Below are 21,218 nucleotides of genomic sequence, written 5' to 3'. Positions count from 1 at the left end.
ATTCTTAGGCGGCACGCCCCTTCTTGTATTCGGCCAGAATCTTGCTAACGGGGCTAGTTGGTTTTGTCCCAGTTTGTCCTTCGTAATCGCCAAGAAATGCGCGGAGCGAGACGTCTAAATTAGCTACCCCTTGCTTTCTAGCGACGAAGATTGTGACCATTATCAAACGATGAACGTAGCCGACCAGTTGGGCTCGCCACTCCTCAACTCGCTGCGTGCCGAGCATTCCCGACAGGTGAAATTGCGGTGGGTCTCCGCCGAACAGTTCCATGATGTGTGGGTATGCATCATGTACATAGCCAGAGAATGCCTGTTGTACCGTACGAAGGAGTTCTTGTGCATCCGATGGGTTCAGCTCACCAGCGGCCAACTTGCCAAAGGTTGCATGAATCTTTTTTGTCGGAACAGTATCTCGTTTTTGAGGAGAGCGAAGCGGATCATCGGGGCGTTCGAACTCTTCTTGATAGAAGTTCTCCAAGAACTTGACTTGGTCATCGCTGCAACATCCTTGCCCCTGCGGCACAAGCAAAAAGAAGATCTCGTTACAAAAGTCATCCACCATTCGGCAGAGCGCGCCAACCTCCTGCGTGTGGCCGTGACGCAGCAGTAACACACATGCACGAAGCGTCGATATTGTCTTGACCCCCTTCAAGTCATCTCCTTATACACAACTCGACACCTGCGGCAACGATGACGGAGTAACAAAGTTGTCAGAAGGGGGTTGTTAACAATGCGGATTTGGCGTTTACTCTCAGATTTTCGGCATGAAGATCCGAGACGACGCAGGAGCATGGGTGGACGAGGAATTTGAAACGCTGGATTTGGGTGATCCACGGCGAGACCGGCGCGCGAAGGAGCTGGTCAAACGGTTCGCCAGCCGGCCCACGGCCAGCATTCCGGGCGCGTGCGAAGGCTGGGCCGAGACGATCGCGGCATATCGCTTTCTGGGCAATGAGCACATCGACTGGCGCGACATGATGCAGCCGCATTGGGACCGTACCACGGCACGCATGGGGCAGTTGCCGGTGGTGCTGTGCATAGCCGATACGACAGAGTTGAACTTTAACGGTCAGGATATCGAAGGGGCCGGCCCGCTCTGTTATGAAGCACAGGTGGGCATGTATCTTCACGCGACCTATGCGGTGACACCGGATCGGGAGCCGCTGGGTGTGATGAATGCATGGATGTGGGCGCGCGAGCCGCGCGATGCAAACGGCAGGCGTGGCGGTGTCAAGGAAAGTGTGCGGTGGATCGAAAGCTATGAGATCGTGGCCGAACAGGCACGGGCTGTGCCTGACACGCGACTGGTGTATGTGGCCGATCGTGAAGGCGATATCGCCGCGCTCATGCAGCGTGCGCAGGAACTGGGTGAACCGGCGGACTGGCTGATTCGCTCGCAGCACAATCGCGCGCTCAAGGGCGAAGCAAGTTTGTGGGAAACAGTGCACGCCAGTAAGGTGCTCGGCCACATCAGTTTCGTGCTGCCCGGGCGCAGCGGCCAGAAGGCGCGTGAAGTAAGGCAGGAACTGCGTAGCCAGCGCGTCACGCTGCCCGGGCGTGCCGGTGTCACGCTCACCTGCGTCGAGGCGTATGAAGTGGATGCGCCAGCGGGTGTGAAGCCCGTCATCTGGCGTCTTGTGACCAACCGCGAAGCGGGCGATGCGCATGCCCTCATCGAACTCGTTGACTGGTACCGCGCGAGGTGGGAAATAGAAATGTTCTTCAACGTCCTGAAGAACGCCTGCCGGGTCGAGGCGCTGCAACTCTCACAGATGGAGCGGGTGGAGAAGGCGCTCGCGCTGTACATGGTCGTATCGTGGCGTATTGCGCGGCTCATACGTGTTGGCAGAACCTGTCCGGAGTTGGATGCGTCGCTGTTCTTCGCCGCTGACGAGATACACGGCGCTCACGTGCTCTGTAAGAAGGCGCGTCCGAAAAAACCACCGACGCTCAACCAGATGATACGGATGGTCGGCTCGCTGGGCGGATTTCTTGGGCGCAAGAGCGACGGCGAACCGGGCGCGAAAACGCTGTGGATTGGCATGCAGCGAGTCATGGACGCTGTGATCACCATCCAGATCTTGCGCGACGGCTATGACACTTCTGTATAACGAGATGCCTTCAAGTAGCAAGCCAGAGAATCAGTGAGGGCTACGTGCCGAAACTGGCGATGGGGTCCAATGTCACAATAACGCACAGTCCCCGCAGCTGGCCCCAGCTCCGCGTAGAACTGCTCAAGACGACTGAGAGTTTGATCTAGGAAATCTTCGATTGGCATCTTGAAACCCGGCGTTGGTTCGTCCGTCCGACTGCGGCGTGCGGCTCGTTGACGCCACACGTGGGACTAACTGGAAATTTGAAATCTTTTCAGGGCGATTCATATCCTAACCGTCATAGGGCTATAGCGTGTGTCATTTCTAATCATCGCAATGTCGATGGAATCTCATTGATGATGCAGACGCGGCATCAATGCACCGAGGTGCCAGTCGTGGTACCGGGTCCTGGAATATGTCGTGGCATCGACCAGCGCTCTCTTCTATTACGCGACAACAGCTTAGACAAATGCCAGCGAAGTGCCGTGGTATCACGAAACGGTTTTCTTCGATTCAGATACCACGATTTCAGAGTGCGTGAAATTCCGTCGAATACCGTGTACAGCAAGGCATCCGGGCATTCCAATACCACGATCCCACGCATCACCAATAAGAAGAAAGGCGATGATCTGGATTACTATTCGACTCGGAACCAAGAAAAACGCCACGCAAAATGCGAACTGCCCCCCGTTTTTCGCTGCCAGGCTGGCTCGATATCGATGATCAAGAAGTAGGCATAAAAAAGCCCGCAAAATCGCGGGCTTAGTCAATTCACTGCCTGTAGCTACCAAGCCTTGCTAGATGACGCACCAAAATGCGTGCTCACTCCCACTCGATCATCAACAGACCGCCCAAATCCGCGTGGTTAAAGGATTTGGCTGTGCTCAATATGGGCCTTTACCGTCGTCTTTACCGTCACGCGCGCGGGCTTTTTGCCGGCGCGGGAGATGGGGCAATTTGCAGGGCGACGACTCTGGCAACCGTATTGTCAACCATCTCGAAGGATACCGAAAACAGGAAATCCTTGTCACACCGATGCCGATGGTTCATTCATAGGCTCCTTAGACGTCGGGAGCATGACATGGCCCCAGCGGATCGGGCTCACGTCTTGAAAATCTCTCTCGAACGCCAACAGGCCCGCATGTCCAGGATGGTTTTCGACCGCCAGCGCCACCATCGCCCTGCAAGCATCCATGTCACCAACCAGGCGGTACCTTTCAGCCAGATCAAGGATGATTCCTGTCTCGAAAACTCTCGGGAATCGCAAGCCGCTCGCGGCCGCACGACGCCGTAGATAGCCATCCACGGTCCGCCGATGTACCTCCAAGGGCCAGTCAATCGTTTGGCCAGACAAATTGTGGGCAATCAGCGATTCAGAACCGGGTTCACCGAGTTCACTCTGGATCGATGCCTTAATAGCGGGAGATGTCGCAGCGGAGTCATTTTCTGACACATGCCAATTGAACAAGAAATGTAAAGCCAAATACGGCAGCCTAAGAGGCTTCTTTATATTGGCCGCGAACTCGACAACCTTTGTCAGCACTTCGCGCATATCAGTGATAACCGCGCCAGGCTGTTTGAGGAGACAAGACGCTAGCTGTTGTAGAAATCCCTCCAGCTTGTCCCTGCCAGCCTTTGTAATATCCCCCTCTGCACGCCCGACCCAGTACTGAGGAGCCAACTGCATCTGCACAACACCGCTTCGTTCCAGATGATAGCTGTATGGTTCACGGTCGACTGACGCTTGCCTCATCACAAATTCAATAATGATGCTACGCATCAAGCGAGCCAGGCCCTGCAAAGTTAGATGCGTTGAGCGTCCATCTAGTGCGGTTTCTGCGTAACCGTGCCCCATGGTCACCATGTCCGGCAGTCGCCGGAGTTGATGCACGTACTTTGACCGTGATTGATAAGCCAAGCCGAGAACTTCCGCAAGATCAGATCTAGCCAGCCGAAGTCCATCTCCCCCGGACGACTCACGGAAATAGGCGGGCGCCGTATGTGCAATCGCGAATTCCCGGAAACGACGACCCAAGGCGACATGCTCAACGCTTAAAAGCGCCTCTCTGACGCGCTGGGCCGTGACTTCGTCAGCCGCAGACAATGCCTCATCCACTGCTTTGCGCTTTCGCTCATCAAACGAATCCCAGTCACTTTCATGACCGTCAAAGTCCTGAGCAAGCGACTCCACGGAAGCCACCAGTAGCGTGTATGCAAGCTCCAGATCATCTGCGATGCGGTGCATCCCATTGACATAGGTACGAAGCGCCCGCATCACGCCAAGAAAGGTGCTTCGCGGCAATCCGATCAGCCTGTTGGTAAAGTCGCTGAGGAACGCATTGTCCTCCGGTCGGCACCAATATTCCTGGTCGAAGAACCGGCGAACGAGTTCCTTCGGAGCGACCCTCGTGGCCAGCCCACGTCCGCCGCTTGTTAGCCGCCGTGCCAAATCAACGTCTGGCGTGCACGTGCAGTTCAACGCAAATGAAACAACTACCGAAAAATCCTGAAGGTAGGGATCGACGGTCGATGAAACCAGCACACCAACCGTTTCCCCCTCGCCCTCCATTCGTTCAAGGAATTCGTATATCAGAACGTGAGGACGAATCGAATAACTCGATGACGGCAAAAGACATCCAGCAGCGGTGTCTATCGATTCCTCTCGCGCAAAAATCGCGTTTGTGTAGAGCATGCCTCGTAAGCGGTTTTCTCTTCCCACTGCGTTCGAAAAGAGCTTTCCTGTCGCGATTTGAAGCACATGCCCTCCATATTTTTGGCGGATTCACAGCGGCAATTGTAACTTTTTGGATACCCGCCTTTACTTTCCTATTTTCCGTCGCAACAGCCCTCCCTCCCCGTCTGAATCCCCGATCGCCTGCCATGAATGCTTCCAGCATGTGCGGAATCAGTGTTGTCGCATCGACTGCCTCGCCGTAGGTCTGCGTGCGCAACATGGCGTAGCGGTCGAGGACGGCATGCTTTGACACAACCGGCTGCGGCAAGTCGGGGCGTAGCCCACCCCGCCGCCCATGGCGGTGGAGCGTCATTGATACCTCGCCCGCGCCAGCGGCGACCGATCGGCGTGCCGCGCCCAGACGCGTGGCGCGCGCGTCCCCTCGACGCGCGCAAGCACCCGCGCGCGGCGGCATTTCAAAACCGGATGTCCACCTACGAAAATCCCGCCCTGTTGGGCGGGCTCGCGTGAGGGGTGACGCCGCCCTCTTAGTCAGACGACAAACGTTCGATGATGATTCGATACTGCTCTTCGCTCATCGGTGGATCATTGCGCCGAGCTAGCCATTCATCGGGCAGGCCAGCGATCGCGCGGAACCGCGGATATAAATCGCGCCGCCGATCGGGATCGAGCGTCGCAAGCGCTTCCTTAGCTTGTCGAGAAAGGCCTCGTGGCGACCAAATCTGGCCGCGTTCATCGATGACGATCACCAGCGACCGATGGGTAAAGCCGCCGGTGTCTCCGGCACGTCCGCTCGACTTCCCTCGATGGTATTTCTGGAGCGTCAATGCAACGACAAGACGACGCTCGGAAACCTTGAGCAGGGCAAGCAATGTGCCAGGACTGACGAGCAAGCGGTATCCAGTCTCGCTCCACGCGTACTCACCCCGCCCGCCCTCCGCACCCCAGGCTTCGGCACGATAGGTGGTCCTACCGTCGACTGACCAGCGGCGGACCACCTCATCATCCGCGACCGTCCCCAACAGCTCTCGCGTCCAATCCGCTGGGAAAGGCCGATCGAGTGCGGTGGCGGCGCCATAAGGATCATACCGATCGAGTTGGCGCTCGGTGTTCGGTGTCTTCACGACCCACGGCTGAACCGTGTGACCGTCATCGCCGAACTGACGAGCGATCTCATCTTCATCGTCAGGCAACCATCGAAAGAAGGCTTCCGCTGACAGCACGGCCATAGTCGCCGCTCGCGCATCACCGGGGTTCGCCAACACGCTTTGCAGCGTGACCGTTATGTCTCGCCCGATCGACCAACGTCCTGCGACCGGAAGCCAATCCGCCGCCTCGCCGTCCTGCAAGCCGAGCAACGGTGCGAGCAGATTACTGTCTTCGCGGACGGTGCTTCGCTCACCGCTCTCCGGCATAGGCATGTTCGCCTCCGGGGTAAGGTCGAGCGGGAACGGATCGGTGAGATCGGCCAGCCAGAGACCGTCGTTTCTTGACAGGGTGTATTCCCTCAGGAACGCGGCCCAAGCATCACCGTTCCAGTCCTCGCCGACCACCGCCCTTGTCGCGAGCAACTCTCCCGCCACCAGCATGAGCGCGTGCCATCCGAGGTATCCACCGTATCGATCTCGGTCCGGAACATAGCCCGACGACCAAGACTCGTCATGGCTCCTGCTACGTGGGCAATCGTGCATTCCGCGAACAGTGGTGTCCCAACGTCGCACCCATGCGCTAATACGGTCTTCCACCTCCCACCCTGGACAAGCGAAGACGCGGCACAAGCGTTCGATCTGATATTTATTGAAGTCGTAGTCGAGATGGAAGCTATCCTCTGGTCGCGACGAGGCGTCTGGCCTGGAGGCATACCGGAACTCGCGACAATCGGCTCGGGGGGCCGCTGGAAAGGGCGACTGATTGGCGGAACCGAGCTTGGCGATAAGCGCTTCGCGCTCCTCGGGTACCAATGCATGCGCAAGCGCGCGCAGTATGTCTATCGCAAAGGCACGCATGACGACGTGCGGAAACTCCGCGGAAAAGGCGATTTGCTCGAAGAAGGCACGATGTGGGGCCAATGCCGGAGCAGCGTCTTTCACTACGCGAGCGAGCGCAATCAACAGCCAGAGCTGCGCGTGCATCGCATAGAAAGGCAGCTTCGCATCGCCGAATGGCACGCTCGATGCAGACCCAAAGCGCTGCATTAGTCGCTCAACCACATCGGAGCGTCCAGCCACCACCAGGCGCCTCACCGCATGGGCTGCGCGCCAGCGCATCGCGGCGATGGGATGGCCAAGCCTCGCCCACACGAGTCCCGCTACGAATGTCGCCTCGTCAACTGGAACGACAAAACTCGCGTCCCACGGTCCATCCCCAACTTCGGACGGCAGCTTCTCACCGGTATTGGCCAGAAACCGTTCGAGGCCTTCTGCCAGGGCGCTGGCACTGACGTCAGGCGCCAGTCTCGCGGCGAGGGCGAGCCAGGCATTACCACCAAGGCTATCCGCCGTGCTCCGGAGCGCTGCGACAACGTGCTCGACAAGGGTGGCGCGATCGGCATGAAAATGCTGCGCCAGCCCCCGCCAGCCGCCCCACGCGTCGGTGCTTGAACTGGCGAGCTCGGCGGCATGCTTGGTCGCCAGGCGCAGTCCCAAGGCAGGCAGCGCATCACGCATAGCCGCCGATGACTTACCCCACTCCTCCAAGTAGTCGTCCAACGCGTGGATCTTGTCGGCAAGCGTGGCAGCCGTTGCTTCCACGACGGCACGGACGAATCCAAGACGCTCGGCAGGGGAGTTGGCTTGCTTGGCCAAGTCGGTCAGTGTCCGAACTGGCCAGCGCCGCCCCGACTGGTCGATCTCCTGGTAGAGTATTTGACGGTCGATGTTGTCTGAGTCCGTGAGGTCCACCGGGAAGACGGGAGGTGGCTCTGTCGCCGAGGAAGGAAACATGACCGCTCGCGATTCAGATTTGGGCCCAAGGCGAGCGAGCAGACCCTCGATGCGCATTCGGGCACGAGAGGCGGCAGGCAGGCTGCGCTCAGCGAGGTTATGTAGCCTTTCGATTGTCTCCCGCGCGGGCGACAGTTGATCCTCGCGATCCATCTCGACCAGAAGGAGATCGAAGAGCCATTCCCGTCGCTCTTGAGGTAACCGGTCTATGACCTCCGACGCGAAACCCGCGATACGCCACGTCCACGTTTCGATTGGAGCAGCCAAGCCAAACAGAGCGACGGCCGCTTCAACAGAAAGCTTCGAATCGCGAACGAGGACCGTTAACGCGGGACCGAGTGACAGTCCGAGGCGCGCCGCGTCGCGATCGTCCAGCCGTGCCAGCGTCGCCAATGTCGCCCGACCAGCAATCGGCACCATCGATTCCGCGTATTCCGTCCAGGGGAATTTGCCGTCCTCGTTCTGATTCAGTTCGAGGATACGTGCCAGAGTGTGCGCCGCCGCCGGCGAAAGTTCGGGACCCGAATAGTGGCCGGTCAGCTCCAGCAAGTGATTGGTACGATCGAAGTCATCCGATCCAATGGCCTCGGCAAGATCGAGCGCACGGCGAAAATAGGCCGCCGCCTCTTCGGTGCTCACTCGCCAAGCTGCGCGAGCTAGATCACCGTACGATGAAATTCGGGATCCGACATCGGTATCGAGTTGGATCTTGCGCTCGATCTGGCCAGCAAGGAGGAGCGCAGCATCATGGCACGTGGGGTGACACGATAGTCGTGCAACCGCGTGGGTAAGTTCCGGCGTGAACAGTCCCGGCGCATTCGCTGCCCACTCGGCCATGCGCTTCGCAAGCTCGGCATTGATCGCACCTAGCGCGTCGGCAAGGTCAAAAATCACCCGGAATCCGGTTCGCGCGAGATAAGCCTTCTCATCCCGATACGGATAGTTGGATGCCTGCTCGACATCACGGACCAGTCGGTCAAAGGCGGCGGCCACCATCTCGTCCCGTGTCTTTCCACTCGGCGGAAGAATGATGTCGGCGACATCCTGCGCATAGTTCAGCATCGGCAGGATCCGGCCGTCGAGCGCGCGCTCGTAGTCCGATCGTCTGTCCTCGTCGAGGTCGCCGCGCCTCTTGCGTCGGCGCCGAGCTCCATCGAACTTAGGAGCCGCCAGCTTCTGCGTAAGCACCCGACTGAACGTCGCTGCGCCCCGCGATCGCGCGCTGGCAGGCACCAACCCGATGAATTCCGCCGGCGCCATGTCCATCAAGGCGGCGCGCTTCCGGCTCAAGGCGGCTCGAACCCCGGCAGCCAGTACAGCCACGAGGATCGCGTGGTCGCTCGGATACTGACTGGAATAGTCATAAACGCTAGGCGGTGTAAGTGCCGCTCCAGCGAGGATGCTTGCTGCCTCGCTCTCCATGCCGAGCTCTATCGCCCGTGCCGATGCCAGTACGCTGGCCATCGCCAAGCCTTCGCTTTTGCCATTCGCAGAAGATGCCGCAGCAAGTGCCGCGACAAGTCCTCTGGCGTGGGCTGCGTCACGGCCGACAAATGGAAGCGCGGCGGCGTAGAGTGCGCGAGATGGCAGTCGGCAGCGCAACAGCCGCGTTGCGATGCGCGTCTGGGGCGGATGCGCCGAACGCTGGTGTCGATCCAGAAGCTCGAACAAGTCCCGAAACTTGGCGAAGGCCATACCGTCGTTCCGACGGGCGAAGAACTCCGCAACGCGCACGTCATTGCCCGCCAGCATCTCGACATAGGCGAAGCCAATATCGTCCCACTGCCTTGAGGTGCTCGATTCGCTAAAGCGCGTGCTGCGTTTGGCATGCGCGGCCCAATTGTGCCAATCGATTGAGCGCCGAGCGTGACGACGGGCCTCATCTCGGTCGCCTGCGAAGGCGTTGGCCAGTGCTAGCGCGGCGTGTTTTCCCCCAGGCCAGCCAACCGTGGTTGCGGAAAGCCGTCGCAAGGCTTCGGGATCCCCTGCCACGGCGGCAAGATCAGGATGCTCGTATAGGAAGCGATCGGATCGCTCATGACCTGCGGCAACGAGCGACGCTTCCAGCAGCAGGCGCAGAAGATCGTCGCGCCGGTTCAGCTCGCCCACCAGGGCGATCGCGGCCGTGATCCGCGATAGCCGGATGTCGCGTGTGCTTACCTGTGAAGCGCCCCGGGGAACGCGCAGGTCGTAGGCCAGTTGGATGAGTTGGTCGGCATCGCGTAGCGAGGTAAGCAACGCGGGCAGTGCCCTGGCGGCATAGTTTGAGGTGAGCTGACGTTCTTGGAGCGCGGCGATAACGCGATCTCGACCGGCCTGACTCGCGCCGTAGCTCGATCGGATCAGGGTCTCGGTCGGTTCATCGCGGAACATCAGGCCGTGTGGCGTTCGCTCAAGCAAGGGAGCGAGGTCAGCCGCGAAGCTCTCCACCTGCTCCGCGATCAAGCCGTGAGCCGCAGCAAGCTCTTCAATGGGAACGGGCGGCGCCAGCAAGGCGATGCCCGTGAGCAGGAGGTCAATGTCCGCATCGCTAGCACCACGCGCGCGTGCCGTTTCGCGCGCGTCGGCAAGACGCTTGCGAAGCAACGCGTCGAGCAGATCGTGCGGCTCTTCCGGGGCGTCCGGGAAAGACACGGGATCAAACGGCCGTCCGGTCGCAATCAGGTTGTCGAGACAGCGTGGATTGCGACCGGACCGCGTCAGCAGCGCGGCGATCTCGTCGGCCGATGCATCCGGCACGCGTCGTTCAACGAGGGAACGTACTTCCGCGTCAGTGAACAGTGGAACCGTAAAAAGACGGTGTGAGGCATTGCCGGTCGCCAGCGCGAGCCGTTCAGTCCGGCACGATGCAACGACACGAACGCCATCGATGGGATCAACGCTTAGGCTGCGCATGAGCAGGTGTGCGAACGATGATGTCACCGTTTCCCGCGCGGCAAGCCCGGCGTGATCGATCGCATCGAGCACCAGTGAAACACAGGCATCGCCGCGAGTTCGCCGAGCCGTTTCCACCGATTGCGCGAGCCGTCGGCGGAATGCCCTCAGCAAGCCCGTGACATCCGCCAGAGGCAACAGAATGTCGCACAGTCCTTGCCCGGCCATGAGATTGGCAAGGTGGACAAGTGTCCTTTCCGGGAGGTGCCGACCGTCGGCGGGATCCCGCCAGCGACCGGCGCCGAAGCCATCGAAGAGCACCACGGGTCCATCGGCTCGCAATCGATCCGCGAGGCCTTGCATCAAAACGGTCTTACCCATGCCTCCTGCGGCGTGGACGATGAGAGGAAGACCCGCTTCACGGGCGAGGATTGCAAGGTCGTCGAGCGCGTCGCGCTGAATGACGACCTCAACCTCGGGGAACGCGTCCGGCGTGGGATACAGGCGGTCCTCATGCTCCACTTCCAGCTCAGCCAAAACCGCTACGCGATCAATGCGTTTGTCCGTCTCGCTACCGGGACCGGCCTTGATCCTGATGAGATTCCGCAACTTGAGCAGGCGTTTCTCCGCATCCGGATCCCCTGGTTCGCTCCATGCGGCGAGGATGGTTGAAATCGCTCGCTCCGCCTCGGTCAAGCTCCCCTTGCTGCCGACCAATTCCAATCGCCGCAGCAGATCAGAAAAGGGATGGGGATAGTCTTTCAGCGCTTCTGCGATCTGGCCGGCTTGACGGGCTACATCACCGGCTTCTTGCGTGCCCGCGATAACCGCGGTGATCGCCTTCCCAAGGTTCTGGTGGATGGGCCTGTTCGTCGCAAACTCATAGCGCACCACGGCGAGAACATGATCGTCGCCATGCGTCGCCCGAAGCTCGGCATCGGTCACGGCAAACTTGGCAAGCGTGGATGCAAGGTCCGCCGCTCGAACGGCCGTGTCGGCGCTTGCGATCGAGTACTTGAACTGAACGACCGAGACTCGATGCGCTCGAGCAACATCGGTGGCACCGTGGTACCGAACGAGATCGGCAATCTCGACCGCACCGGTTCCCAAGCTCTGCTCGTCTCGTTCATCGAATCCCTCGAGCGTGATCGCGGTAAGGTCGGTCGACGGCGGCAAGAGCTCAAGAGCGGTACGCGCGGCCCAAGCTTCATGAAAGGCATGGCCCGCCTTGGATGCGCGAACTTTGTCGATTTCTATCGGCGCTGTGCCCGTCTCGTTGTCATTCATGATCGGCTCCGTTCCCAGCCCACCAGGGCGACGGTGCACGCGCTGTCTGCCTGTCGGCACAGAGCATCATCGTGCAATCCATGCGTTTGCCTAACCCATAGGCCAATGTAAAATCATGAACCATCGCGCCGATCTCACTCGTCATCTGGTACCAGCGATCCGCGCCAGCGTTTCTTCAAGCGCCTGGCGATCCGCCGCACGCTTGCCTGCCGTGCGCTGCGCAAGGTTGTGCAGCTTACGCCGCACACCCGGCAACTCCGCCGCATGCGCAAGCCCGATCAGGCCAAAGTCCGGCTGCTCGCTCTCCACGGACCGCAGGAACGCGCACGACGGCTCATCCAGCCACGATGCCACGCGCGACACCAAACGCTCGCGACTCTGCAGCAAGGCCCCGACCTCAATGGGCTCGGTCGTCATGCCCTTAAAATGAGCCTCGAAGGTGGCCTCGAAATCCGCTGGTATCCGGGGCGCCAACATTTCCCAGGCTGGTTTGGGGCTGCACGTCAGGTATACGAGGAAGGTGCGCCAGAGCGCTTCGTCCGCCCGCTCGTCCTGCAGCAGTAGACCCACATCAAAGAGATCGCGCGGATGCTGCCGCGACAGTGCCGCCGCGATCTTGCCGGCATACAGGTCGGCGAAGTCCATCACCTGCACTTCGGCGAAGCCGAATGCCTCCTCTACCTTGGGGCGCACTACCATGCGACGCACCGGATGCACGGTGCCGCGCATTACCGGCGTCGTCTCGATCTGCACGCGCGCGCGGCCGCGGCTAGCCACCAGCCGAGTGACCGTTCCTGCACCTTCGCCTGCCGAAGTCTGGACCTGCAGTTGCAACGGACGGGCGCGCAGCACATCGGCCAATCGCCCAAGGGCTTCAGCAATCAGCCTCGCATCCTCGGCATAGTCGTGCACCGGCAGCCAAGCCAAATCGATGTCCACGGACAGACGTGGCAGATCGTGCTCGAACAGATTGATGGCCGTGCCGCCCTTGAGCGCGAAACGTGGCTCCTGCGCGAGCACCGGCAGGATCTCGACCAGCAACCGCACCCGGTCGACGTAGCGCCGATCCCAATGGTCAAACCAGGTGCTCATCGAGGTCTCCTGGCAAGGTGATCTGGTAGGTCGGATGCAGGCGACCGCCAGGCACGAGCGCGCGCTTGCCCCGGCCCAGATCGACGTCCTCCAGCGGCACGTGCGCCAGCCACGCATGCCGATGGCGATCGGCCAGCGCCAAGAACAGCCGCTTCGCCTTGATGCTGCGGCAGTGGCGCAGCAGCAGGCCGACGCGCTGCGGGCGCAATGTGGTCATGGCCTGCATCAGCGCGTCGGCCTCGTAGACCAACGCCGCGTCCGACACGCCGTCGCACAGCTCCAGCATGGCCCGCTCCGGGGTCGAGCACACCAGCGCATCGGTGCCGGGGCCGACCTGATACCACGCCAGCCCCTGCCCAGACAGCGCGGACTCCGACACCTCGGCCGTGAACGGCACGGCAGGCAGATCGAATGGCCCCTTGCCCAGGAACGCAAAGCGCTCCTGCAACGGTAGCTTGCTCACCCAGCCTGGCGGCCGCTCCGACCCATAGAGCGTGATTGTCCCGGCGTCGCCCAAGCGCAGGTAATGCTCGTGTCCCTGCAAGGTCAGCGCGAAGCGCCCCCCCACATGGAGCGGCATCCCCTCCCCGGCCTGCAGGCTGCGCACCACCCCATTCCACTGCAGGCGCCCGCCCTTGCGCATGTACACGCCACGAGACGGCGACACGAGCCAGCCGCTGCCCACATAGCGCGCGACGAGGCTATTGGAATAGCCATGCGCCCGTAGCCAGCGACTGGACACCAAGCGCGTATCACCTAGCTCAGCTAGCAGACGGTTTAATTTCCCTGAATTTTGGTCACCCATAGTGCTCAAAATATAACTTTCTCGAACTTCTGCCAAGACTCAACGGTTTGATAAATGAAGAATTAGATCACTTTAAGTGATCTTTTTGTTGAAAATATAAACCATTCGCCTTCCATCGCCAGTACCACGCGCCCTGGGATCTTCACGCTATCCCCCTCTCACACGGTCACACGGTCACACGGTCACACGCAGCACCGGTAGCACCACGTTCTCCGGCATAAGCTTCGGCACGTAGGTTTGCTCGTTGATCCAAGCATCAACCATGTCTGCCCATTCTTGCAGCATGTGGCGTCGTTGCTCGGCATACTCGGCTTTGTTGTAGATCGAACGCGAGGAGCGCCCTTCTTCATGAGCCAGGCACTTTTCGATCCAGTCCCGGTTGAAGCCCACTTCGTTCAGCAGCGTTGATCCGGTGCGGCGCAGATCATGGACGGTGAACGGTTCTAGAGCTAAGCCCGCGATTTTGGCTCGCTCCACCACAAGCTGTGTGACCCGGTTCAAGGTCGCATTCGACATGCAGCGATCGGCGTTGTAGCGCGATGGCAACACGAACTTGGAGCCCGCCGCACAGATATTGAGCGCAACGAAGATATCGAGAACTTGCCGCGACAGATAGATCATATGGGGCTTTCGCCCCTTCATCCGCTGCTTCGGAATCGTCCAGGTCGCCGCCTCGAAATCGACCTCATCCCAAGTGGCTTGAATCAGCTCGCTCTTGCGCACCATCGTCAGCAGGATCAGGCGTAGTGCCAGTCGGATCGTCGGATAAGTGGCCACAGAGTCCAATTGAATGGACATCAGGCGAATTTCTAGCGGCGACAAGGCACGATCCTTCGGCACGAACGTCGCAATGGACGCCGCACCCACGCTATCAGCAGGGTTTGCTACCTTCTCCCCATGTGTATTCGCGTAGCCATAGATCTGCTTCACGATGTCGCGAATTTGAACGGCGGTCGCTGGAGCATCTCGCGCTTTTACCCGCATACACAGTGAACGTAGATCCTCTCCGTGTATCTCGCTCAAAAGGCGTTTTTCGAAAGCCGGCAGGATGTCGCGATCCAATACGCTCTTGCGCATCGAGCGCGTCGACTCAGCCATCGTGGCCCCATAAAGCCATCGATTCGCATGATCGCTGAACGTCTGGGTCTCAGGCCCGCGAGCTTTCTCCCGCTGCTTCTGTAGCGCTGGCGAGATGCCCTCACCTACCAACCGCCTGGCATTCCGGAGCTTTTCCCGAGCAGCAGCGAGAGAGATGCCATCGAAACCATAGCGGCCAATGGTCAACGTCTCGCGTCGGCCATTGAGGCGATAGTCGTAGCGAAAGGAAATAGCTCCTGACGGAGAAATAGCCGCGTACATGCCGTCGCGGTCTGCAACTTTGTAAAGGGCGGCGCGTGGTTTGAGGTTCCGTAAGGCAAGGTCCGTAAGCATGTAACAGGTCTCCTAGTAGAGACGGCCGATTGCCGTCACCTACCAAGAGGCCTACATATCTCCGCGAACCCGCATGAAACCTATGCTTCTGAGATCAATCACTACCGTCACGGACGGTATTGCCATGTCGACAACAGTCGAGCCTAGCCAAAGGAGCTCACACGTCCCGTCAGTTTTACCGTCAAATTCTCCGCCTGGGGGCGCTAAAAAGCGGGAACTCATTCACGACGATCTTCAAAATCAACAACTTAAAGTAGCTACGCTCCAATCAACTATTCTTTGAGCATCATTCTAAGTTGATGATTTATATAGAAAAACAACTCACCCTTACTCCCACTCAATCGTAGCCGGCGGTTTCCCCGAAATATCATAAACAACGCGATTAATCCCGCGAACCTCATTAATAATCCGGTTCGAAACATGCCCTAACAGCTCATGCGGCAGATGTGCCCACTGTGCGGTCATGAAGTCCAGCGTTTGCACGGCTCTAAGAGCAACCACATACTCATAAGTCCGCCCATCGCCCATCACGCCGACGCTTTTCACCGGCAGAAACACCGCAAAAGCCTGACTCGTCAGTTCATACCACGACTTACCTGATTCCTTATCAAACGTATTCCTCAACGTTTCGATAAAAATCGCATCCGCATGACGCAGCAATTCAGCGAACTCCTTCTTCACCTCGCCCAAAATCCGCACACCCAAACCCGGCCCCGGGAACGGATGCCGATAAACCATCGCGGGCGGCAGCCCCAGCTTCACGCCCAACTCCCGCACTTCGTCCTTGAACAATTCGCGCAACGGCTCAAGCAACTTCAAATTCAGCGTCTCGGGCAAACCACCCACGTTGTGATGGCTCTTGATCGTGTGGCCCTTCTTTCCCTTGCCCGCCGACTCAATCACATCCGGATAAATCGTCCCTTGCGCGAGCCACTTCGCGTCCTTCAGCTTGTTGGCTTCCGTCTGGAACACTTCAACGAACTCGGCACCAATAATCTTCCGCTTCGCTTCAGGATCGGTCACCCCGGCAAGCTTCGACAAAAACACGTCGCTGGCGTCAACATGAATCACCTTCACGCCGAGGTGATCGGCGAAGGTCGTCATGACCTGCTCGGCTTCATTCAACCGCAGCAAACCATGGTCAACAAAAACACACGTCAATTGCGCCCCGATCGCACGATGCAAAAGCGCCGCCGCCACCGACGAATCCACACCACCCGACAACCCCAGAATCACGTGCTCATCGCCGACTTGCGAACGAATCTTCTCCACCGCTTCATCGATGTAATGCCCCATCTCCCAGTCCGGCCGCGCACCGCACAACTCGAGCACGAAGCGGTCGAGCATCGCGCGTCCCTGCACGGTGTGCGTGACTTCCGGATGCCACTGGAGGCCGTAGAAATGGCGCTCGTCGTCGGCCATCGCGGCGATCGGGCAAGACGGCGTCGATGCCATCAGCTTGAATCCGACCGGCATGTCAGACACCTTGTCGCCGTGGCTCATCCACACTTTCAGCATGCCGTGACCTTCGGCCGTCTGGAAGTCTTCGATGCCGTTCAGGAAGCTCGTATGGTTATGCGCCCGCACTTCGGCATAACCGAATTCGCGGACATTGCCGAGTTCAACCTTGCCGCCGAGTTGTTCGGCCATCGTCTGCATGCCGTAGCAGATGCCGAGCACCGGCACGCCGAGATCGAAGACAACATGCGGCGCACGCGGCGACCCGAGTTCGGTGACCGAGTTCGGGCCGCCCGACAAGATGATGCCCTTCGGCGCGAACTCGCGGATGAACGCGTCGTCGACGTCGTACGGATGGATCTCCGAATACACATGTGATTCGCGGATGCGTCGTGCGATCAACTGGGTGACTTGGGAGCCGAAATCGAGAATCAGGATCTTGTCGTGCATGGCAGCGGCCGGAAGGCGAGTGAACGGAAAATGGTTGGCAAAGGCGCAAAAACGATAACGCAAGCAGCAGGAACGAGGTCCCGCGCATCGCATCGCGTCACGCAGAAAGTTCAACGGCCGGCGCTGGTTGCCGACCGCAGCAAGACAGATTCATCGATACAACGAAACGCGATGCTCCGTTCCTCGATAGGTGTTCGACCAAACCGGCACAGTCGCGAGGAGCTATGCGCGCAAGCCGTCAGCGCGGATCGCGGCGAACCGGATCGATAAACTGGCCGGTAATCGGATCCACCGTTCGACCGGTGACCGGGTCGATCGCGCGACCGGTTTCAGGATCGAGCTTGTGACCGCTGACGGGGTCGAACGCGCGGCCAGTGGCGGGATCCAGCGAGCGCCCCGTGGCAGAATCGACGACATGTCCGGTCGCCGGATCAAACGCAGTAGCCGATGGCGCCGGCGCAGCGGGACGTGCGGGCGCGAGCGGCGGGATAGCCTCGCCCACGACGGGCTCGATCAGCTCACTATCCCAGCGAGGATTGGCCGGTGCGACGGGGTCCGACGACAAAGGCCGCGGCGGCGGAGTCACACGCTCTACACGCTCCTCCACCTTGGTCTTCGCCGCACGTTTCTCGGCACGCTCGGCCGCAGCAGCCCCGGCCAGCGCCGCGCGCTCACGCCGCCGCACCGCACCTGACAGCCGCACGCTGCCCAGCCCCAGCACCAGCATGGCCACGCCGACCAACGCCGCAATCACCTGACCAAACCCCGTCAACTCGGGCGTATGCAGCCCGAGCAGCCATACCATCATCACCAGGCCCGACAACCACTCCACATGTCCCGCCACCTTGGCGGCCGTCGCGGTCAAAGCGCCGTCGATAGCAGCATGAACCGCGAGCCACGCAATACCGATCAGCGCGATCCCGAACAACTGTCCGACAAACGGCGGCTGCACGGTCACGAGATGCATCGATGCCCACAAAGCTGTCCATGGCGTGAGCAGGAACAACACGCCAAACGCCAGGAAAATCAGTGCATTGATGACAAGAACAGCGCGCAGCAGCGGTTTCATGGTCATTCCACGTGGTAGTTGGGCGCTTCCTTCGTGATCTGCACGTCGTGCACGTGCGACTCGCGCATGCCGGCGCCCGTGATCTGGACGAATTCGGCCTTGTCGTGCATTTCAGCAATATTGCGGCAGCCGCAATATCCCATGCTCGCCCGGACACCACCGACCACCTGGAACAGGATCGCGTTGACCGAACCCTTATAGGCGACCTGCCCTTCGATGCCTTCAGGCACGAGCTTGTCGATATTCGCCGAGTTGTCCTGGAAATACCGGTCCGCGGCACCGTCCTTCATCGCGCCGACCGAACCCATACCGCGATACGCCTTGAACTGGCGGCCCTGGAACAGGAACACGTCGCCGGGGGATTCTTCCGTGCCAGCAAGCATACTGCCCATCATCACTGCATCGGCGCCGGCTGCAAGCGCCTTGCTGACATCGCCGGAAAAACGCACGCCGCCGTCAGAGATCACCGGTACGCCCGAACCGCGCAGAGCGTCCGATACGTTAGCCACTGCGGTAATTTGCGGAACGCCAACCCCCGCCACGATCCGCGTCGTACAAATAGAACCCGGGCCGATACCGACCTTCACGCCGTCCGCGCCGTATTCCACGAGCGCCTTGGCGGCCGCAGCCGTGGCGATATTCCCGCCAATCACTTCAATGTGCGGATAGTTCTGCTTCACCCAGCGCACGCGTTCAAGCACGCCCTGGCTGTGTCCGTGCGCCGTATCCACCACGATGATGTCCACACCCGCCGCCGACAGCAGCTCAACACGCTCTTCGTTCTCCGGACCCACGCCGACTGCCGCGCCAGCGCGCAGCTTGCCGTGTTCGTCCTTGCAGGCGTCCGGGTGTTCGGTTTGCTTGGTGATGTCCTTGACGGTCATGAGCCCGCGCAATTCGAACGCGTCGTTGACGACCAGCACGCGTTCCAGCCGATGGCTATGCATCAGCGCCTTCGCTTCGGCGAGCGGCGTGCCTTCCTTGACCGTCACGAGACGTTCACGCGGCGTCATGATCTTGCGCACTTCGTCGTCGAGACGTTCTTCGAAGCGCAAGTCCCGGTTCGTGACGATACCGATCAGCTGCTGCCCTTCGACCACCGGAAAACCGGAAATGCCGTGCTGTTGCGTGAGAGCGATCACGTCGCGCACTTTCATTTGCGGCGGAACGGTGATCGGATCGCGTACCACGCCCGATTCGAAGCGCTTTACTTTCGCGACTTCGCGGGCCTGTTCGGCAGCGGTCAGGTTCTTGTGGATGATGCCGACACCGCCGAGCTGGGCCATCGCAATAGCGAGCCGGCCTTCGGTGACTGTGTCCATGGCGGCGGACAACAGGGGCATGTTCAGCGAGATCTTGCGGGTAACCTGTGTTTTCAGGCTGGTGTCGCGCGGGAGAACGTTGGAAAACGCGGGCACGAGGAGCACGTCATCGAACGTGAGTGCTTTCTGGATCAGACGCATGGCAAATCCTATGGGCGCAAAACCGAATTATACCGATAGTTCCCCGGATTTTCACTGCCCGAACAGCAGGTTAGGTGGCGTTCCTCGTTTTCCGCCGCAATTTTCGGGCCTCGGCCGTGTAGGAGATTTATCTCGCCGTTTCGGTTTTTCGCTCGATTTGCGTTCGATACAAGTTCGGTTTTGCGGATGCCGGCAGGGATGCCGGCAACGAAGCGGATCGGCTTTGGATCGCCCTTACCGCGCTTCCTTGCGCGTCCACCGCCGCCCTTCAATGGACCCGCCGCGCCGCGTCTTCTCAACCCGCCTTTGCCGCGCCACCTTCGGATCAACCTTCAGCGGCCGATAAATCTCCACCCGATCGTGATCGGCAAGCACTGCATCCAGCGCCTGGATCTTTCCAAAAACGCCCACTTTCTGCACGTTCAGATCGATCTCGGGAAACTGTACGAGCAATCCACTCGCCTCAATAGCTTCCCGCAGAGTCACACCATCGCCCAGGGAAAGCGCACACACCGCGCTTTTCCCCTCCGGCAACGCATAACAAACCTCAACGGAGACCGTCATCACTTTCCATACCGCTGATCGGCGCGCTTCACGAACGAATCCACGAACGTATGCGCAATGTGACTGAAAACCGGCCCGATGATCTTCTCGAGAATGATGTTCGAAAACTCGTAGTGCAACGCGAACTCGATCTTGCAGGCATCGGCTCGCAGCGGCGTGAACCGCCAGTATCCGGTGAACTTCTTGAAAGGACCGTCCATGAACTCCATATCGATGGTGGTCGGCCGCGTATGCACGTTACGCGTGGCGAAATGCTGCTTGATGCCCTTGAAATTGATGTGGATCTTCGCTTCCATGCTGTGTTCGTCGTGCCGGCCTACTTCCACGCCTCCACACCACGGCAAAAAATTCGGGTAATCGGCGACATCGGTGACGAGGTCGAACATCTGCTCTGCAGAATGACGAATCAATACAGTTTTCTGGACATCTGCCATAAAGGGCGCAACGCGTGGCAAGAGTGGGAAGCTTTGCGGGCTTTACCTCGCCCGCGCTGCTAAAATCAGGATTTTAAACGAGTTAGGCACTTTTCATTCATGAGCATCATCGACAACAGAAAAGCCTTCTTCGATTACTTCATCGAAGATCGCTACGAGGCGGGGCTCGTGCTGGAAGGGTGGGAAGTCAAGGCGCTCCGGGCCGGCCGCGGCCAGATCAAGGAAGGCTACGTCATCATTCGCGACGGAGAATTGTTCCTGATCGGCGCGCACATCAGCCCGTTGCCGGAAGCATCGACCCACATCCATCCGGACCCGGTCCGCACGCGCAAACTGCTGCTGCACAGCGAAGAGATCTCGAAGCTCATCAGCAAGGTCGAGCAGAAGGGTCATACGCTTGTCCCGCTGAACTTCCACTACAAGGGCGGCCGCGTGAAATGCGAGATCGGCCTTGCGAAGGGCAAGAAGCTCCACGACAAACGCGAAACCGAGAAAAAGCGCGACTGGGAGCGCGAAAAAGCGCAAATCATGCGCGGTGCCAAGCATTGAGCACCACCAGCA

Annotated in this window: 13 protein-coding genes and 1 pseudogene; 2 read left to right on the top strand and 12 right to left on the bottom strand. The window is 59.7% G+C overall.

From position 1 onward, the window contains the following. Positions 1 to 4 precede the first annotated feature (4 nt). Positions 5 to 652, bottom strand: coding sequence for a hypothetical protein (locus ACSQ8V_RS07045; RefSeq protein WP_436205287.1), 648 nt, complete (start codon positions 650 to 652; stop codon positions 5 to 7). A 112-nt stretch (positions 653 to 764) separates the two neighbouring features. Here ACSQ8V_RS07045 and ACSQ8V_RS07040 point away from each other — a divergent pair, with 112 nt between their 5' ends. After that, positions 765 to 2,111: an IS4 family transposase gene (locus ACSQ8V_RS07040; RefSeq protein ID WP_436204616.1), complete on the top strand. Its 1,347-nt coding sequence runs from the start codon at positions 765 to 767 to the stop codon at positions 2,109 to 2,111. Positions 2,112 to 3,120: 1,009 nt separating this feature from the next. On the opposite strand, the gene ACSQ8V_RS07035 is transcribed toward ACSQ8V_RS07040, so the two are convergent. From ACSQ8V_RS07035 to ACSQ8V_RS06985, 11 genes and pseudogenes are all read right to left on the bottom strand, one after another. Then, positions 3,121 to 4,851, bottom strand: a complete 1,731-nt coding sequence (locus tag ACSQ8V_RS07035) for a hypothetical protein (RefSeq protein ID WP_408149109.1) — start codon at positions 4,849 to 4,851, stop codon at positions 3,121 to 3,123. Positions 4,852 to 4,945: 94 nt separating this feature from the next. Next, positions 4,946 to 5,077, bottom strand: a pseudogene (locus tag ACSQ8V_RS07030) (DUF2274 domain-containing protein); the annotation flags it as partial. 238 nt (positions 5,078 to 5,315) lie between these two features. Continuing rightward, positions 5,316 to 11,891 carry a hypothetical protein gene (locus ACSQ8V_RS07025; RefSeq protein WP_436205286.1) on the bottom strand — a complete coding sequence of 2,192 codons (6,576 nt, stop codon included), beginning with the start codon at positions 11,889 to 11,891 and terminating at the stop codon, positions 5,316 to 5,318. 141 nt (positions 11,892 to 12,032) lie between these two features. Then, positions 12,033 to 12,983, bottom strand: a complete 951-nt coding sequence (locus ACSQ8V_RS07020) for a nucleotidyl transferase AbiEii/AbiGii toxin family protein (RefSeq protein WP_436205285.1) — start codon at positions 12,981 to 12,983, stop codon at positions 12,033 to 12,035. Further along, positions 12,967 to 13,788, bottom strand: coding sequence for a type IV toxin-antitoxin system AbiEi family antitoxin domain-containing protein (locus ACSQ8V_RS07015; protein WP_436205284.1), 822 nt, complete (start codon positions 13,786 to 13,788; stop codon positions 12,967 to 12,969). Before ACSQ8V_RS07015 ends, ACSQ8V_RS07020 begins: the two co-directional genes overlap by 17 nt. Before the next feature lie 174 nt (positions 13,789 to 13,962). Further along, the gene (locus ACSQ8V_RS07010) at positions 13,963 to 15,219 is read right to left on the bottom strand and encodes a tyrosine-type recombinase/integrase (protein ID WP_436205283.1); all 1,257 of its coding nucleotides are present in this window, start codon (positions 15,217 to 15,219) and stop codon (positions 13,963 to 13,965) included. A 327-nt stretch (positions 15,220 to 15,546) separates the two neighbouring features. Next, complete coding sequence (gene guaA / locus ACSQ8V_RS07005; RefSeq protein ID WP_436205282.1) at positions 15,547 to 17,127, bottom strand: glutamine-hydrolyzing GMP synthase; 1,581 nt, start codon at positions 17,125 to 17,127, stop codon at positions 15,547 to 15,549. A 238-nt stretch (positions 17,128 to 17,365) separates the two neighbouring features. Then, the gene (locus ACSQ8V_RS07000) at positions 17,366 to 18,196 is read right to left on the bottom strand and encodes a hypothetical protein (RefSeq protein WP_436205281.1); all 831 of its coding nucleotides are present in this window, start codon (positions 18,194 to 18,196) and stop codon (positions 17,366 to 17,368) included. Between the two features lie 2 nt (positions 18,197 to 18,198). Continuing rightward, positions 18,199 to 19,659, bottom strand: a complete 1,461-nt coding sequence (gene guaB, locus ACSQ8V_RS06995; RefSeq protein WP_213764118.1) for an IMP dehydrogenase — start codon at positions 19,657 to 19,659, stop codon at positions 18,199 to 18,201. Between the two features lie 234 nt (positions 19,660 to 19,893). Beyond that, positions 19,894 to 20,223 (bottom strand): RnfH family protein, encoded by a 330-nt coding sequence (locus ACSQ8V_RS06990; protein ID WP_436205280.1) that lies wholly within the window; start codon positions 20,221 to 20,223, stop codon positions 19,894 to 19,896. Further along, positions 20,223 to 20,657: a type II toxin-antitoxin system RatA family toxin gene (locus ACSQ8V_RS06985; protein WP_031364028.1), complete on the bottom strand. Its 435-nt coding sequence runs from the start codon at positions 20,655 to 20,657 to the stop codon at positions 20,223 to 20,225. The genes ACSQ8V_RS06990 and ACSQ8V_RS06985 overlap by 1 nt, the downstream gene beginning before the upstream one ends. A 99-nt stretch (positions 20,658 to 20,756) precedes the next feature. On the opposite strand from ACSQ8V_RS06985, the gene smpB reads away from it, so the two are divergent. After that, on the top strand, positions 20,757 to 21,206 hold the full coding sequence (gene smpB / locus ACSQ8V_RS06980) for an SsrA-binding protein SmpB (protein ID WP_031364027.1): 450 nt from the start codon (positions 20,757 to 20,759) through the stop codon (positions 21,204 to 21,206). Positions 21,207 to 21,218: the final 12 nt, after the last annotated feature.

This window comes from Caballeronia sp. LjRoot31, from assembly GCF_964253885.1.
Taxonomy (GTDB): domain Bacteria; phylum Pseudomonadota; class Gammaproteobacteria; order Burkholderiales; family Burkholderiaceae; genus Caballeronia.
This window is presented reverse-complemented; position numbering and strand designations above follow the sequence as displayed.